This is a genomic window from Streptomyces sp. NPDC048659 (assembly GCF_040650575.1).
In the GTDB taxonomy this organism is placed as follows: domain Bacteria; phylum Actinomycetota; class Actinomycetes; order Streptomycetales; family Streptomycetaceae; genus Streptomyces.
This window is the reverse complement of the sequence record NZ_JBEZHM010000022.1, coordinates 18,259-33,346: the sequence shown is the minus strand read 5'-3', so window position 1 is coordinate 33,346 and position 15,088 is coordinate 18,259. Positions and strand designations below refer to the sequence as shown.

The window sequence follows — 15,088 nt, the reverse complement described above, 5'->3', positions numbered from 1 at the left end:
GCCGCCGCGGAGCGCAGCCGGTGTGCCCCGTCCTGCCGGCGGCCTCTGACGTGCGTCGCCGATGGGACCGGTGCCGCAGCTCTCGTACGAGTCCGCTGTCACTCACTCCGAAGGAGAGGGCGTCGTGACCGCGGAGACCTCCCAGACGCTCGACCGAGGACTCAGAGTCCTCAAACTGCTCGCCGACACCGACCACGGCCTGACCGTCACCGAGTTGTCCAACCGACTCGGTGTCAACCGGACCGTCGTCTACCGTCTGCTCGCCACGCTCGAACAGCACGCCCTCGTCCGCCGCGACCTGGGTGGCCGCGCCCGGGTCGGGCTCGGCGTGCTCCGGCTCGGCCGCCAGGTGCATCCGCTGGTGCGGGAGGCCGCGCTGCCCGCGCTGCGCTCGCTCGCCGAGGACATCGGCGCGACGGCCCATCTGACGCTGGTCGACGGGGCGGAGGCGCTCGCCGTCGCCGTCGTCGAGCCGACCTGGACCGACTACCACGTGGCCTACCGGGCCGGTTTCCGGCATCCGCTGGACCGCGGGGCGGCCGGCCGCGCGATACTCGCCGCCCGCCTCGGCGAGCTCATCGAACCGGGCTTCACCCTCACCCACGGCGAGCTGGAGGCCGGCGCGAGCGGGGCCGCGGCGCCGCTGGTCGGGGTCACCGGGATCGAGGGCAGCGTCGGTGTCGTGATGCTCTCGGACGCGGTGCCGGAGCGGGTCGGGCCGCGGGTCGTGGACGCGGCGCGGGAGGTCGCCGACGCCCTGCGGTAGGACCTGCCGTGGGCGAGGGCGGGGCCGGCGGCCCCGCCCCGGGGCCGTACGCGTCCGCCGGGCGGGCCCGGCCCAGTAGATTGGGGGGCGTGTTCTCCCTCTCCAGCCTCTCGCGTCCCCGCGCGCTCGCCCTGTGCGCCGTTCCCGTCGTCGCGCTCTTCGCCGTCGCCGGGCTCGCGCCGCTGCCCTTCTCGATCGCGCAGCCGGGGACGACCGCGGACGTGCTCGGCGCGGACAAGGGACGCGAGGTGATCACCGTCAGCGGCGTCCCGGTCCGGCAGACCGAGGGACAGCTGCGGATGACGACGATCCTGGCGACCGGCCCCTCCGAGGACATCGACCTCGCGGAGGTGGCCGACGCCTGGTTCCGCACGGACCGGGCGGTGCTGCCCCGTGAGTCGGTCTACCCCTCGGGCAAGTCGGACAAGGAGATCGAGCAGCGCAACCTCGGGCAGATGAAGGAGTCGCAGGACGCGGCCTCCCTCGCCGCCCTCGGCTATCTGAAGCTCGACCCGGCGAAGGTGAAGGTCCAGCTCCACCTCGCCGACGTCGGCGGCCCCAGCGCCGGGCTGCTGTTCTCCCTCGGCATCGTCGACAAGATCGACGGGAACGGGGACGGCGGCGACCTCACCGGCGGCCGGACGATCGCCGGTACGGGCACGATCACGCCCGACGGCAAGGTCGGCGCGGTCGGCGGCGTCTCGCTGAAGACGCAGGCCGCCGCGCGCGACGGGGCCACCGTCTTCCTGGTGCCGAAGGACGAGTGCTCCCAGGCGCGGGCCGAACTGCCCAAGGGGCTGCGCCTGGTGCCGGTGACCACCCTCAGCGACGCGGTGTCGTCCCTGCGGGCCCTGGGACAGGGGCAGGAGTCGAAGGTCCCGGGCTGCTGAGCCCGGAGGCGTCGGCGGGGCCGGCGGGCCCCGCCGGGCGCTCCATCGTCTTCCAGGCGGGGAAGACCAGCGGGGAGAGCGTGGCCAGGAAGTAGACCGCGGCGAAGGAGAGCAGGGCCGTGGTGATGCCGTCCCGCTCGACCAGATAGCCCGCGGCCAGGCCGCCGAGCGGGGTGGTCAGCAGCACCCCGGCGGTGCTGGCGCCGCCGACGCGGGTGCGGAGCTGTTCGGGGACGGTCTCGTAGAAGACCGTGGACAGGATCGGGTTGAGCACTCCGGCGCCGAGCCCGCCGAGCGCCATCGTGACGAGCAGCGGCGGCGTGGTGTCCGTGAACGCCGCCACCACGTACGAGGGGGCGCCGGCGAGCAGGAAGCCGACGGCGAAGACCGGGCGGCGCGGGAAGCGGTGGCCCACCGCCCCGTACAGCAGCGCGCCGATCAGGGCGCAGCCGCCGAAGACGGCGACGAGCAGGCCGATGGCCGCCGAGCCGCCGAGCTCCTCGCGGGCGTGCACGGGGAGCAGCACCGCGTTCCAGCTCTGGCCGAGGCCGTTGGTGACCATCACCATCAGGTTGATCCCGAGCAGCAGCGGGGTGCGAAGCAGGAAGGAGTAGCCCTCGCGCAGATCGGTGCGGTAGGCGGCGAGGGAGAGCGGGGGCGCCCCGCGCAGCGGTTCGGCGGCCGGTATGCCGCGCAGTCCGGCGAGGACGAGCAGGGCGGAGGCGCCGAAGGTGACGGCGTCCACGTACAGCACGGTGTCCGCGCCGATGACGGCGACGAGGAGGCCGGCGAGGGCGGCGCCGGTCATCCGGGCGCCCCGGGAGACGGCCTCGTACAGGCTGGTGGCCCGGGTGAGCGGGGTGCCGGCGTGCCGGGCGAGGTCGGGGATGAGGACGTGCCGGGCGGTCTCGCCGGGGGCGTGGAAGAGGCCGGTGACGGCCATCAGCGCGCACAGCATCCAGAACTGGAGCAGCCCGGCCCGGTTGAGCAGCGGGATGGCGGCGAGGGCCAGGGCGCAGACGAGGTCGGAGGCGACGGAGACGCGGCGGCGGCCGATCCGGTCGATGACGGGGCCGCCGCAGATCGCGGAGAGGACGACGGGCACGGCGGCGAAGAAGGCGACGAGGCCCGCCTTGCCGGGGCTTCCGGTGGTTTCCAGGGCGAACCACGGGACGCCGATGAGGGTGAGTGAATTGCCGCTGATGGAGATGGCGTTGGCGGCCAGGACGGTGACCAGTGGTGTGCGGGCTCGCACGGTTTCCCCCCGTTGACGAATGACGGTGCTGCGCGGCGGCTCCCGGCCGCGCGGTCAGTGCGCGGGCGCGACGGCCAGCTTCAGGCCGAACTCGACCAGCTTCCAGCCGAGTTGCTCGCGCACGGAGCCGGCGGCCTTCGGGGCGGCCGGGGTGGCCGGGGCGGTGGCGGCGGCCCCGTGGAGTTCGGCGGCGGTCAGGGTGTGCAGGACGTGGTGGACGTCGGAGTGCATGGCGTGGCCCTTCGGGTCGCGGTGTGTCAGTTCTCGCCGTGCTGGGGGAAGGCGTGCAGGTGCATCCGGACGCGCTGGGAGTCGGGGGCCTCGCGGTCCTCGGTGTCCCGGTACTCGTTGATCAGGGCGTGCAGGCGCCCGTCGAGCTCGCGCAGCCGGTCGGGGGAGAGGTGGAGCGTGAAGTCGCTCATGTCGGAGGCGCCGAGCCAGACGTCGGCCCACTCGTGCCGGGTGCCCAGGTAGGTGCTGAGCTCCTGGGTGTGGATGGTCGCTATCTCGTGGAGGTAGATCTCGACGGCGCCCTGGACCTCCGGGTCCGTGTTCTCGTACAGCGCCTCGTCGAAGGTGGTGCCCTGGACGGCCGCCTTCCACCAGCGCTCCCGTCCCTTGCCGCGCTCGGGGTCGTCCTCGACGAAGCCGTGGGCGGCGAGCTGGCGCAGGTGGTAGCTGGTGGCGCCGCTGGACTCGCCGAGGCGCTCGGCGAGCTGGGAGGCGGTCGCGGGGCCGTGGTGGCGCAGCGCCCGGAGCAGCTGGATGCGCAGGGGGTGGGCGAGGCCGCGCAGGGAGCGCGGGTCGAGCACCTTGGCCGCGCGCTCGGCGGTGGGGGCCGGGGCGGGGGCTTCGGCGGAGGCTGGAGTGGGCGCGGAGGTGTCGGGCTCCGGCTCGGGCTTCTCGGGCATGACTCCACCGTAGAGTTGCAAAGGGATCTCTGCAAGGGTTTTTTGCAGAGAGTTCTTTGCAACTCTACGGTCGGAGGCCGCAGGGGTGCGGCGGGCCGCTCGGGGCCTACCGCTCGCCGTCCCCCGCCGCCTGCTCCACCAGCGGGATGATCCGCAGCGGGACCGGGTTCTCCATGACGATCGCCGTCGACGCCCGGACGATGCCGTCGAAGCCCACGACCCGGTCGATCACCCGCTGGAGGTCCGCGTTGGACCGCGCCACCAGCCGGCAGAGCATGTCGCCGTGGCCCGTGGTCGTGTGCAGCTCCAGGACCTCCGGGACGGTCGCCAGGTGGCCCCGCACGTCCGCGCCCTGGCCCTGCTTGATCTCCAGGGTCGCGAAGGCGGTCACCGGATAGCCGAGCGCCGCCGGGTCCACCTGGGGGCCGAAGCCCCGGATCACGCCCTGGGACTGGAGCCGGTCGAGCCGCGCCTGGACCGTGCCGCGCGCCACGCCGAGGCGGCGCGAAGCCTCCAGGACGCCGATCCGGGGCTCCTCGGCGAGGAGCGCGATGAGCCGTCCGTCCAGATGATCGATCGCCATGCCGCTCTCCCGATGGTCATCATGTACAAGTCGCACGCCGATGGTGGCCCATCGCTGTGCAGATTGACCAGGGGAACAAGAAACTATTGCGCAGCTTGCCGGACGGCGGGACTCTGCTGTCATGACTGAGACCCTCGATCACACCCCGACCACCGCGCGTGAGGCCGACCCCTTCCCGGTGAAGGGAATGGACGCGGTCGTCTTCGCCGTCGGCAACGCCAAGCAGGCCGCGCACTACTACTCCACGGCCTTCGGCATGAAGCTGGTCGCCTACTCCGGACCGGAGAACGGCAGCCGGGAGACCGCCAGTTACGTCCTCACCAACGGCTCCGCCCGTTTCGTGTTCACCTCCGTCATCAAGGCCACCAGCGACTGGGGCCGCTTCGTCGACGAGCACGTCACCGCCCACGGCGACGGCGTCGTCGACCTGGCGATCGAGGTGCCGGACGCGCGCGCCGCCTACGCCCACGCCGTGGCGCAGGGCGCCACCGGGCTCGTCGAGCCGCACGAGCTCGAGGACGAGCACGGCACCGTCGTCCTCGCCGCCATCGCCACGTACGGCAAGACCCGCCACACCCTCGTCGAGCGCTCCGGCTACGACGGCCCCTACCTGCCCGGCTACGTCGCCGCCAAGCCCATCGTCGAGCCGCCGGCCAGGCGCACCTTCCAGGCCATCGACCACTGCGTCGGCAACGTCGAACTCGGCCGCATGAACGAGTGGGTGGAGTTCTACAACAACGTCATGGGCTTCACGAACATGAAGGAGTTCGTGGGCGACGACATCGCGACCGAGTACTCGGCGCTGATGTCGAAGGTGGTCGCGGACGGCACCAAGAAGGTCAAGTTCCCGATCAACGAGCCGGCGATCGCGAAGAAGAAGTCGCAGATCGACGAGTACCTGGAGTTCTACGGCGGCCCCGGCGTCCAGCACATCGCCCTCGCCACCAACGACATCGTCGCCACCGTGCGCGCGATGCGCGCCGCCGGCGTCGAGTTCCTGTCCGTCCCGGACACGTACTACGACACCCTCGGCGAGTGGGTCGGCGACACCCGCGTCCCGATCGACGAGCTGCGCGAGCTGAAGATCCTCGCCGACCGCGACGAGGACGGCTACCTGCTGCAGATCTTCACCAAGCCGGTCCAGGACCGCCCGACCGTCTTCTTCGAGATGATCGAGCGCCACGGCTCCATGGGCTTCGGCAAGGGCAACTTCAAGGCCCTGTTCGAGGCCATCGAGCGTGAGCAGGACAAGCGCGGCAACCTCTAGAGGCCGCCGCAGCTCCCGGGCGGCCACGGGGGGCCGCCCGGGACCCCGGCCCGCGCGCCCGCGCGCGGGCGGGTCCGTCGGGCCTGGCGGGCCCTTATGCGGGCTTCCTGGCCGGCGCCTGTGCCGCCTTCTTCGGCTGCTGAGGCCGTACGTCCTGCCGCACCTCCGGCCGTACGTCCTTGGGGAGTTCGTCCGGCAGCTCGCCCAGCGCGTCCAGCGCCTCCCGCGCGCGCGGGGCGAGCAGCGGCGAGAAGTACGGGTTGATCCGCAGCGCCTCCGCCAGGTGCCGCCGCGCCGGGCCGCCCTCCTCCAGGGCCCGCTCGATCTCGCCCCGGTGGTACGCGAACAGCGCGCTGCGCAGCCCCTCGTCATTGGCCCGCTTCGCGTACACCAGCGCCTCCTTGGGCTCGCCCGACCGGAACAGCGCCCAGCCCAGCGCGTCCGCCACCCGCACCTCCCGGTGCCCCCGCGCCCACTCCGCGCGCAGCAGCCGCACCGCCTCCGCCGGGTCGCCGTGGTCCGCCTCCAGCAGGCCCCGCGCCACCTCCGCGCGCGGCAGCCGCTGCGTCCGCAGGCGCTCGTACAGCGTCCGCGCGTCCCCGTCCCGGCCCAGCGACTCGAACAGCTCGCCCGCCTCCAGGAGCAGGTCCGGGAGCGGCTGCCGGGCCAGCGCCGTCTGCCAGCCGTGCACCGCCTGGTCCGTGCGCCCCAGCGCCGCCAGGCTCCTGGCCCGGCCCGCGAGCGACGGCGGGTCGTCCGGCACCAGCCGCAGCGCCGTCTCGTACGAGCCCAGCGCCTCCTCGGGCTCGCCGCGCTCCCACGCGAGGTCGCCCAGGCGCGCCAGGGCCGCCGCTTTGTCCGCGTCCGACTCCGCGAGCGCCACCGCGTCCGCCGCCGCCACGCCCGCGTCCTCGCGCCAGCCCCGGTTGCGGTACAGCCGCGCCGACAGGGCGCTCACCGCGGGGCCGGAGTGCAGCTCGGCCAGGGTCTCCGTCGCCTTCTGCGCCGCCTTGTAGTCGCCCAGGCCCTCGTACGCGTCGATCAGCGGCGGATACGCCGACCAGCGCTTCGGGCCCGCCGCGCGCGCCTGCTCGCCCCAGCGCTTCCCGGCGGCGAAGTCGCCGCGCGCGTTCGCCAGCGCCGCCATGCCCAGCTCCGCGTCGGTGTTCCCGCGCGCGGCCGGGCGCACGGCCAGGGAGCGCTTCAGGGCCTCCTCCGCGCGGGGCAGGTCCGCCGGGTCCGCGCGGCGCAGCGCCCGCTCCGTGTAGGCCGCGCCGAGCACCGCCCAGGACGCCTCGTCACCCGGATGGGACGTCAGCCACGTCTCGCGGTCCCCGATCAGCGCGACCAGGTCGGGCAGCGCCGCCCGTGCCCCGGCGTGCGCCGCGTTCGCCGCCCGCTCGGCGGGACCGGGCGGGCGCCGCGGCTCGCCGCCGAACAGCTCCGGCACGTACAGCAACGCCGTCGCGGCGAGCACCGCGCCCACGCCGCAGGCCAGCACCGTCCGCGACACGTTCTCGCTCCTCATGGCGCTCACTGTGCGCCCGCGGGCCGCTGTACGAAGAGCACACGAGCGCCGGTCCCGGCGGGTTCACACCGATGGCCCCGGGTGCCACGCTGGACCCATGGACGATCTTCAGCAGGACGATCTTCAGGCGCGGCTCCACCGGGAACTGCGCGCCGGACTCCCCGCCGAGGCGCTGCTCACCGACCCGGACGTCACCGCCTCGTACGCCCACGACATGGCGAGCTTCTGCACGGCCGGCACCCCCGCGGCCGTCGTGCTCCCGCGCACCGTCGAGCAGGTCCAGCACGTGATGCGCACCGCGACCGCGCTGCGGGTGCCGGTGGTGCCGCAGGGCGCCCGTACCGGCCTCTCCGGCGGCGCCAACGCCTCCGACGGCTGCGTCGTGCTCTCCCTGGTCAAGATGGACCGCATCCTGGAGATCGACCCGGTCGACCGGATCGCCGTCGTCGAACCGGGTGTGGTCAACGCGGTGCTCTCGCGGGCCGTCGCCGCACAGGGCCTGTACTACCCGCCGGACCCCTCCAGCTGGGAGACCTGCACCATCGGCGGCAACATCGGCACCGCGTCCGGCGGGCTGTGCTGCGTGAAGTACGGGGTCACCGCGGAGTACGTGCTCGGCCTGGACGTCGTGCTCGCCGACGGGCGGCTGCTGCGGACCGGCCGGCGCACCGCCAAGGGCGTCGCGGGCTATGACCTGACCCGGCTCTTCGTCGGCTCCGAGGGCAGCCTCGGCATCGTCGTCGGGGCGGTGCTGGCGCTCCGGCCGCAGCCGCCCGTGCAGCTCGCGCTGGCCGCCGAGTTCCCCTCCGCGGGCGCCGCCTGCGAGGCCGTCTGCGCGATCATGGAGCGCGGCCACACGCCGTCGCTCCTCGAACTGATGGACGGCACCACCGTCCGGGCCGTCAACAAGCTGGCCCACATGGGGCTGCCGGACACCACCGAGGCGCTGCTGCTGTGCGCCTTCGACACCCCGGACCCGGGGGCCGACCTGGCCGCCGTCGCGGAGCTCTGCCGGGCGGCCGGGGCCACCGAGGTCGTGCCGGCCGAGGACGCGGCCGAGTCCGAACTGCTCCTCCAGGCCCGCAGGCTGTCGCTCACCGCGCTGGAGACGATCAAGAGCGCGACCATGATCGACGACGTGTGCGTGCCGCGCACCAAGCTGGCCGCGATGCTCGCCGGGACGACGGCGATCGCGGAGAAGTACGGGCTGACCATCGGGGTCTGCGCGCACGCGGGCGACGGCAACACGCACCCCGTCGTCTGCTTCGACCACGCCGACGAGGACGAGTCGCGGCGGGCCCGGGAGTCCTTCGACGAGATCATGGCGCTCGGGCTCGCGCTGGGCGGCACGATCACCGGGGAGCACGGGGTGGGCGTGCTGAAGAAGGATTGGCTGGCGCGGGAGTTGGGGCCGGTGGGTCTGGAGTTGCAGCGGGGCATCAAGCGGACCTTCGACCCGCTGGGCCTGCTCAACCCCGGCAAGCTCTTCTGACCTCTCCGACCTCTCTGACCTCTCTGGCCTCTCTGACCTCGGTACGGGGGACTCGCGTACCCGGGACCCGCGGGCCGGGGTCACAGCTCGCCGTCCGTGGACTCGTCCGACGGCCACGGGTCGCGCAGCCACAGCTCGTCCGCGATCGCGCCGGCGGCCAGCAGTTCGGCGAGACCGTCGTCGATCCCGAGCTGCTCGGTCTCGGTGCCCGGCGGCACGGCGCGCAGGGTCCGCTCCAGCCAGGCGGACACCTGCGCGGACGGCGCCTCCAGGAGGGCGTCGCCGTCGGGGGAGGAGAGCGCCATCAGGACGACGTTGCGGCCGTCCACCTTGGTCGGCCAGATCCGCACGTCGCCGTGGCCGCAGGCGCGGAACACGCCCTCGACGAGCAGCTCGCGGGCGAAGGTCCAGTTGACCGGGTGCTCGGAGCCGATGTGGAAGGTGATGTGCACGGCGTACGGGTCGTCGACGCGGTACGCGAGGCGCGCGGGGACCGGGACGGAGCGCTCGGGGGAGAGCACCAGCTTCAGCTCCAGCTCGCGCTCGACGACGTTGTTCTTCTCGGTGTTCTGCATGGCGTGCCGCCTCTCTCGGTGGGGCCCGTGGGCGGGCCTTCACGAGGAGAGAGCGCGGTCGGAGCGATCCATTACGCGACTTCGGAGAAGTTTCCGAAGATTTTTTCCGGAGCGGGTGAGTGGGGGCCCGAATATCACTCTGCGTGACGGAAATCGGGTTCCGTCCCCCCGAACGCGGCCTTTCTGTCGGGCTCCTTGTCCCCTCGGGGGCGTTCTTCGTTACTGTCCTCCTTGGGCGTGGCGCGGTCGGGGCGCGACCGCGCGGACCAAGGGCGTTGTGACTGAACGGAGTCGGGGCAGTGGCTACTCCTCCTGGAGGCGGCGGAGAGGTACCGCGGGCGGGCTACTACCCGGATCCGTCGATCCCCGGGTACATCCGGTACTGGAACGGCGGCGCGTGGGTGCCCGGGACGAGCCGGCCCGCCCCCGCCGACGGCGAGGCCCCGCCGGCCCCGCCGGCCGCGCTCGGCCCCCAACTGGCCCCGAGCCCGGCGCCCGCGCCCGTGGCCGTACCCGCGGCGGTGCCCGCACCCGTGGCGCCGTCCGTCCCGGCGGTCGAGGAGACCGGGCCGGTCTTCTTCGACACCGACCCGGCCCCGGCCTCGGCTCCGGCCCCGGACCCCGACCCCGCCCCGGTCTGGCACGCGACGACCTCGGTCCAGACGGGCTTCGGCGGCGAACGCGACCAGCGGGTGTCGTGGGGACGCGAGGACCTCGATGGCGCCGTCGGCACCGCAGGGGCCGCCGGGGCCGTCGGCACCCCGGGAGCCCCCGCCTCCTCCGACGCCGCCCAGGCCCCGGCCGACCCGCGGGCCGCCGCCGCTCCGGTGTGGCCGCGGGCGGGTGGCGCCCCGGCCGCCGAGCCGCCGCGGGCCGAGCCGGTACGGGAGTCCGCCGGGCTGCCCGGGCAGGGCCCCGCCCCCGTCTGGCCCACGGCCGGCGGCGCGGCCGAAGAGCGGGCCGCCGGGCTTCCGGGCCAGGGCGCCCAACCCGCCCAGCCCGCCCCGGCCGCCCCCGCGAGCGCCGCCGGGGCCGCCGGAGCCGCGGGGACCGCCGCCAGGCTCGGCGGGATGCCCGTATCCCCCTCGTGGGCGCCCCAAGCCCAGCAGCAGCAGCCGCAGCCGCAACCAGCGGCCACCCCGGCGCCCCGGACGCCTCAGCCCCAATCCCAGCCCCAGCCCCGGGCCCAGCTCCACCCCCAGCCCCAGTCCCACGCCCAGTCCCACCCCCAGCCCCAAGACCCCGTAGTCCCCTGGAAGCCCCCCGTCGAGGATCCCTTCCACTCCCTCGCGCAGGCGCAGGCATCCGCGCGCCCGGCCGGGCTGGGGCGGCGGCTGGTGGCCCGGCTGGTCGACACGCTCGTGCTCGGGGCGATGGCCGGGGCCGTCGCGTACCCCTTCGTCACCGCCGCCCTCGCGCACATCGAGGAGAAGATCGAGGCGGCCAGGCAGTCCGGCGTCACCGTCCAGGTCTGGCTGGTCGACTCGACGACCTCGGTGCAGTTCGGCATCGCCCTCGCCGCGCTGCTCGTGCTCGGCGTGCTCTACGAGGCGCTGCCCACGGCCCGCTGGGGGCGCACGCTCGGCAAGAAGCTGTGCGGGATCCAGGTGCGGGACATCGAGGCGCACGAGCCGCCCTCCTTCGGCGCCGCGCTGCGCCGCTGGCTGGTCTACAGCGTGCTCGGGCTGCTCGTGCTCGGGGTGCTGAACGTCCTGTGGTGCCTGTTCGACCGCCCCTGGCGGCAGTGCTGGCACGACAAGGCGGCCCGCACCTTCGTCGCCCGGTAGGCCGGCAGGCCGGGGACGGGGTGAGAGCGCCCCCCGCCCCCGCCCCCGTCCCCCGAACGGTCCGCGCACGATTGCGGGGGCCCGGCACCCGGGGTGCACTGCCCCCATGAGCAACGATCAGCCGCCGCCGCCCCCGGGTCAGCCGCCGGAGGACGACCCGTTCGCCAAGCGCCCGCCGGACTCCGGCCCGCCGCCCCCGCCGCCCCCGCCGCCCCCGCCTCCGCCACCCCCGCAGGGCGGGCCGCCGCCGGGGAACCCGTACGACTCCGCGCCGCCCCCGCCGGGGGGCCCGCCGCCGCCCTACGGGGCCGGTTACGGCGGTGGCTACGGCGGGGCCGACCCGCTCGCCGGGATGCCGCCGCTCGCCGAGTCGGGGCGGCGCATCGCCGCGCGGATCATCGACTGGCTGATCATCGCCGTGCCGCTCGCGATCCTCGGCATCCCGTTCGACGTGTACCAGCGGGCCACCGAGAAGGGGAACGACTTCGGGGACACGGTCAACAGCCTCAACGGCGGCGGGCAGCTCGTCTTCCAGCTCATCACCATCGTCGCGTACGTCGGCTACGACACCCTGATGACCGCCAAGCGCGGGCAGACCCTCGGCAAGAAGTGGCTGAAGCTGCGGGTCGGGATGCTCAACGACGGCTCCACGCCCTCGATGAACGCGTCGCTGATCCGCGCGATCGTGCTGTGGGTGCCCGCGCTGATCTGCTGCGCCTGCCTGTGGCCGCTGCTCCTGCTGATCCTGATCCTGGTCGACAAGCCCTACAAGCAGGGCCTGCACGACAAGGCCGCCAAGACGGTGGTGGTGCAGGTCGCCCCGTGACGGGAGCCGGGGGGCGAGTGGCTACGAACGGATCCGGGTGTCGGCGCCCGCGCCCACGCGCGCGGCCGGCACCCGGATCTCCTCGTCCGAGGGGGCGGCGGGGGAGCCGGCGGGCCCGGTGGCGGCGGTGACGGAAGGCTTGACGGGCCGCCCGCGTACCGGCATCGTCACCGCCACCAGCACCCCGAGGATCAGCCCCGCGGCGCAGATCGCCGCGATGCCGAGCGTCGTGGTGGTGCCGGAGAGCAGCAGCAGGGCGACGGTCGCGAACACGACGGTGGCCGAACCGTAGGCGGACTGTGCGGCGGTCGGACGCTGCATGACGGGTACCGTCCCTCGGGCGAGCGTGCGCGTGGCGACGTGCGCGTGGCAATGGGCGACTCTACGACGGTGGATGCCCGAGGGGAACCGGAAGTAAGCGTGACCTAACCCACGGTACGGAGGCACGGGGGGCGCAGGGGCGCACGGACGGCCACCGGGACCTCGCCCGGTGTTCGGCGTGCGTTCGGATATCGGAAGTCCGCTCCTGCATAGTGCAGTTGGTGTGTCCAAGTCAAGATCTGTCTTTTCTTCGGCAACTCCGGTCGAATGTCGTCACTTGTGACGCGCAGACCCGCCGGCGGATACCCCACACCGGTCCGCGGCGAGGGGCGCCGGGGAGGACAGATCCAAGTGACCAACAGACGACGGGCGATCCGAGCGTCCGCAGTCGTCGTGGCGCTCGCGGCCACCGCCGCCACCGCCTCGACCTTCACCACCGCGTGGGCCGACAACCACAGCACCGTGCCGGCCGCGTCCGCGCCCGGGGCGCGCTCCGTGGACAAGACGACGGTCGACCACGACCTCGACGGCCCGTACAGCAAGCAGCAGGAGCAGCAGCGCAAGGCTGCCCTGGAGCAGGTGCTGAGCGGCGAGAGCAAGGTCGAGAACCGGAGCGGCTCGAAGGTCGTCAAGCTCGACAGCAAGAAGTACGTCGAGCTCGGCCGCGAGAAGACCGACAAGATCTTCACGATCCTCGTCGAGTTCGGCGACCAGGTCGACAACACGACCCTGGTCGACCGCAAGGACGACGACACGGACGAGCTGAAGCCGAAGTACGGCGGCACGCCCGGCCCGCTGCACAACGCGATAGCCAAGCCGGACCGGAAGAACGACAACTCCACGGCCTGGCAGGCGGACTACAACCAGCAGCACTTCCAGGACCTGTACTTCGGTACCGGCAAGGACAAGAAGGGGCAGCAGAAGCAGTCCCTGAAGACCTACTACGAGAAGACCTCGTCCGGCCGCTACTCGGTCGACGGCGCTGTCTCCGACTGGGTCAAGGTCCCGTACAACGAGGCCCGCTACGGCTCCAACTACTGCGGCCAGACCAACTGCGCCAACGTGTGGGACACCGTCCGCGACGGCCTGGTGGCCTGGAACGCGGACCAGAAGGCCAAGGGCAAGACCGACGCCGAGATCAAGGCGACCCTGGCGCAGTACGACCAGTGGGACCGCTACGACTTCGACAACGACGGCAACTTCAACGAGCCCGACGGCTACATCGACCACTTCCAGATCGTCCACGCGGGCGAGGACGAGTCGGCCGGCGGCGGCGCCGAGGGCACCAACGCCCTGTGGGCCCACCGCTGGTACGCCTACGGCACCGACGCGGGCAAGACCGGCCCGGCCGGCAACAAGTCCGGCGGCACCCCGATCGGCAACTCGGGCATCTGGGTCGGCGACTACACGATGCAGCCCGAGAACGGCGGCCTCGGCGTCTTCGCCCACGAGTACGGCCACGACCTCGGTCTGCCGGACCACTACGACACCGCCGGCGGCGAGAACTCCACGGGCTTCTGGACCCTCATGTCCTCCGGCTCCTGGCTCGGCACCGGCAAGGACTCCATCGGCGACCTCCCCGGCGACATGAACGCCTGGGACAAGCTCCAGCTCGGCTGGCTGAACTACGCCAAGGTCAACGACTGGCAGCGGGGCACCAAGACCACCCACAAGCTGGGCGTCTCGGAGTACAACACCAAGAACCCGCAGGCGCTCGTCGTCGAGCTGCCGAAGAAGTCCGTCACCACGGACGTCGTGGCCCCCGCCCAGGGCGCCACGCAGTGGTGGAGCGACATGGGTGACGACCTCAAGAACACCCTCACCCGGCCCGTCGACCTGACCGGCAAGACGTCCGCCTCCCTGGAGCTCCAGGGCTGGTACGACATCGAGCAGGACTACGACTACCTGTACGCCGAGGTCTCCACCGACGGCGGCGCCAACTGGCACGCCCTCGACGGCACCGCCGACGGCAAGCCGCTCCAGAAGGACGCCTCCGGCGCCCCGGCGCTGACCGGCGCCTCGGAGAAGCACCAGAAGCTGGTCTACGGCCTCGACGCGTACGCGGGCAAGAAGTTCGACCTCCGCTTCCGCTACCAGACGGACGGCGGCGCGGGCGGCAAGGGCTTCACGGCCGACGCCATCACGCTGACCGCCGACGGTGCCCCCGTCTTCTCGGACAACGCCGAGAACGGTGACAACGGCTGGGTCGCCAAGGGCTTCTCGCGCATCGGCAAGGGCTTCGCGAAGGAGTACGAGCAGTACTACATCGCGGAGAACCGCCAGTACGTCTCGTACGACCAGACCCTCAAGGTCGGCCCGTACAACTTCGGCTTCACCGGCGACAAGGCCAGCTGGGTCGAGCACTACCCGTACCAGAACGGCCTGCTGATCTGGAAGTGGGACCTGTCCCAGAAGGACAACAACACCTCCCAGCACCCGGGTGTGGGCCGCGTCCTCCCGATCGACGCCCACCCGTCCCCGCTGAAGTGGGGCGACGGCACCCTGATGCGCGGGCGCATCCAGGCGTACGACTCGCCGTTCAGCATCTCGCGCACGGACGGCTTCCAGCTCCACAAGGCCGGCGTCGGCACCTGGGTCCCGTCCCAGGCCGGCAACCCGACCTTCGACGACCGCAAGGGCGTCTACTGGTTCAAGGAGACCGAGCGCTCCGGTGTCCAGGTAACTGACACCAACACCAAGATCCAGGTCGTCAAGGAGGCCAAGGACGGCTCCACGATCACGGTCCAGGTGGGTCCCTCGACCAAGTAACGGCGAGTTTTTCTGAATCGTCGCAGGTCAAAGCATGATCGGCCGTCGCCCTCTAGCGGGCGGCGGCCGATCGTGTTTAGGTGCGTCTTACGGCCAAGGCCGCCTGACCTTATTGACA

Annotated in this window: 14 protein-coding genes; 7 read left to right on the top strand and 7 right to left on the bottom strand. The window is 72.8% G+C overall.

Features of this window, described 5'->3' with window-relative positions:
* The first annotated feature begins 124 nt into the window (after positions 1 to 124).
* Both AB0C99_RS18750 and AB0C99_RS18745 read left to right on the top strand, forming a co-directional pair.
* Entirely contained in the window at positions 125 to 766 is a 642-nt protein-coding gene (locus tag AB0C99_RS18750; protein WP_046912351.1) for a helix-turn-helix domain-containing protein, read from the top strand.
* Between the two features lie 89 nt (positions 767 to 855).
* The gene (locus AB0C99_RS18745; RefSeq protein WP_362476163.1) at positions 856 to 1,656 is read left to right on the top strand and encodes a S16 family serine protease; all 801 of its coding nucleotides are present in this window, start codon (positions 856 to 858) and stop codon (positions 1,654 to 1,656) included.
* Here the strand turns inward: AB0C99_RS18745 and AB0C99_RS18740 are convergent.
* From AB0C99_RS18740 to AB0C99_RS18725, 4 genes are all read right to left on the bottom strand, one after another.
* Positions 1,589 to 2,911: an MFS transporter gene (locus AB0C99_RS18740; RefSeq protein WP_362476161.1), complete on the bottom strand. Its 1,323-nt coding sequence runs from the start codon at positions 2,909 to 2,911 to the stop codon at positions 1,589 to 1,591. The two genes, AB0C99_RS18745 and AB0C99_RS18740, sit on opposite strands and share 68 nt — an antisense overlap.
* 54 nt (positions 2,912 to 2,965) lie before the next feature.
* A complete protein-coding gene (locus AB0C99_RS18735) occupies positions 2,966 to 3,142 on the bottom strand; it encodes a hypothetical protein (RefSeq protein WP_362476159.1) in 177 nt (58 codons plus the stop codon).
* A gap of 26 nt (positions 3,143 to 3,168) precedes the next feature.
* Positions 3,169 to 3,822, bottom strand: coding sequence for a winged helix-turn-helix domain-containing protein (locus AB0C99_RS18730; RefSeq protein WP_362476157.1), 654 nt, complete (start codon positions 3,820 to 3,822; stop codon positions 3,169 to 3,171).
* Between the two features lie 106 nt (positions 3,823 to 3,928).
* Complete coding sequence (locus AB0C99_RS18725) at positions 3,929 to 4,405, bottom strand: Lrp/AsnC family transcriptional regulator (RefSeq protein WP_362476156.1); 477 nt, start codon at positions 4,403 to 4,405, stop codon at positions 3,929 to 3,931.
* 121 nt (positions 4,406 to 4,526) lie between these two features.
* Here AB0C99_RS18725 and hppD point away from each other — a divergent pair, with 121 nt between their 5' ends.
* On the top strand, positions 4,527 to 5,672 hold the full coding sequence (gene hppD / locus AB0C99_RS18720; RefSeq protein WP_362476154.1) for a 4-hydroxyphenylpyruvate dioxygenase: 1,146 nt from the start codon (positions 4,527 to 4,529) through the stop codon (positions 5,670 to 5,672).
* A gap of 94 nt (positions 5,673 to 5,766) precedes the next feature.
* On the opposite strand, the gene AB0C99_RS18715 is transcribed toward hppD, so the two are convergent.
* Positions 5,767 to 7,200, bottom strand: a complete 1,434-nt coding sequence (locus tag AB0C99_RS18715; RefSeq protein ID WP_362476152.1) for a tetratricopeptide repeat protein — start codon at positions 7,198 to 7,200, stop codon at positions 5,767 to 5,769.
* Between the two features lie 97 nt (positions 7,201 to 7,297).
* On the opposite strand from AB0C99_RS18715, the gene AB0C99_RS18710 reads away from it, so the two are divergent.
* Positions 7,298 to 8,692, top strand: coding sequence for an FAD-linked oxidase C-terminal domain-containing protein (locus AB0C99_RS18710; RefSeq protein WP_362476150.1), 1,395 nt, complete (start codon positions 7,298 to 7,300; stop codon positions 8,690 to 8,692).
* Positions 8,693 to 8,772: 80 nt separating this feature from the next.
* On the opposite strand, the gene AB0C99_RS18705 is transcribed toward AB0C99_RS18710, so the two are convergent.
* Positions 8,773 to 9,267, bottom strand: coding sequence for an SsgA family sporulation/cell division regulator (locus AB0C99_RS18705; RefSeq protein ID WP_362476148.1), 495 nt, complete (start codon positions 9,265 to 9,267; stop codon positions 8,773 to 8,775).
* A gap of 299 nt (positions 9,268 to 9,566) precedes the next feature.
* Here AB0C99_RS18705 and AB0C99_RS18700 point away from each other — a divergent pair, with 299 nt between their 5' ends.
* Together AB0C99_RS18700 and AB0C99_RS18695 are read left to right on the top strand one after the other, a co-directional pair.
* Entirely contained in the window at positions 9,567 to 11,054 is a 1,488-nt protein-coding gene (locus tag AB0C99_RS18700) for an RDD family protein (protein ID WP_362476146.1), read from the top strand.
* A 106-nt stretch (positions 11,055 to 11,160) separates the two neighbouring features.
* Positions 11,161 to 11,880, top strand: a complete 720-nt coding sequence (locus tag AB0C99_RS18695; protein ID WP_362476144.1) for an RDD family protein — start codon at positions 11,161 to 11,163, stop codon at positions 11,878 to 11,880.
* Between the two features lie 21 nt (positions 11,881 to 11,901).
* Here the strand turns inward: AB0C99_RS18695 and AB0C99_RS18690 are convergent, their stop codons facing one another.
* The gene (locus AB0C99_RS18690; RefSeq protein ID WP_362476142.1) at positions 11,902 to 12,201 is read right to left on the bottom strand and encodes a hypothetical protein; all 300 of its coding nucleotides are present in this window, start codon (positions 12,199 to 12,201) and stop codon (positions 11,902 to 11,904) included.
* 351 nt (positions 12,202 to 12,552) lie between these two features.
* Here AB0C99_RS18690 and AB0C99_RS18685 point away from each other — a divergent pair, with 351 nt between their 5' ends.
* The gene (locus AB0C99_RS18685; protein WP_362476140.1) at positions 12,553 to 14,970 is read left to right on the top strand and encodes an immune inhibitor A domain-containing protein; all 2,418 of its coding nucleotides are present in this window, start codon (positions 12,553 to 12,555) and stop codon (positions 14,968 to 14,970) included.
* Positions 14,971 to 15,088 lie beyond the last annotated feature (118 nt).

Bases quoted from the DNA above. Each gene is read 5' to 3' on its own strand.
- AB0C99_RS18695 (WP_362476144.1), top strand. From the start codon at position 11,161: ATGAGCAACGATCAGCCGCCGCCGCCCCCGGGTCAGCCGCCGGAGGAC.
- AB0C99_RS18730 (WP_362476157.1), bottom strand. From the start codon at position 3,822: ATGCCCGAGAAGCCCGAGCCGGAGCCCGACACCTCCGCGCCCACTCCA.
- AB0C99_RS18735 (WP_362476159.1), bottom strand. From the start codon at position 3,142: ATGCACTCCGACGTCCACCACGTCCTGCACACCCTGACCGCCGCCGAA.
- AB0C99_RS18705 (WP_362476148.1), bottom strand. From the start codon at position 9,267: ATGCAGAACACCGAGAAGAACAACGTCGTCGAGCGCGAGCTGGAGCTG.
- AB0C99_RS18725 (WP_362476156.1), bottom strand. From the start codon at position 4,405: ATGGCGATCGATCATCTGGACGGACGGCTCATCGCGCTCCTCGCCGAG.
- hppD (WP_362476154.1), top strand. From the start codon at position 4,527: ATGACTGAGACCCTCGATCACACCCCGACCACCGCGCGTGAGGCCGAC.
- AB0C99_RS18715 (WP_362476152.1), bottom strand. From the start codon at position 7,200: ATGAGGAGCGAGAACGTGTCGCGGACGGTGCTGGCCTGCGGCGTGGGC.
- AB0C99_RS18710 (WP_362476150.1), top strand. From the start codon at position 7,298: ATGGACGATCTTCAGCAGGACGATCTTCAGGCGCGGCTCCACCGGGAA.
- AB0C99_RS18690 (WP_362476142.1), bottom strand. From the start codon at position 12,201: ATGCAGCGTCCGACCGCCGCACAGTCCGCCTACGGTTCGGCCACCGTC.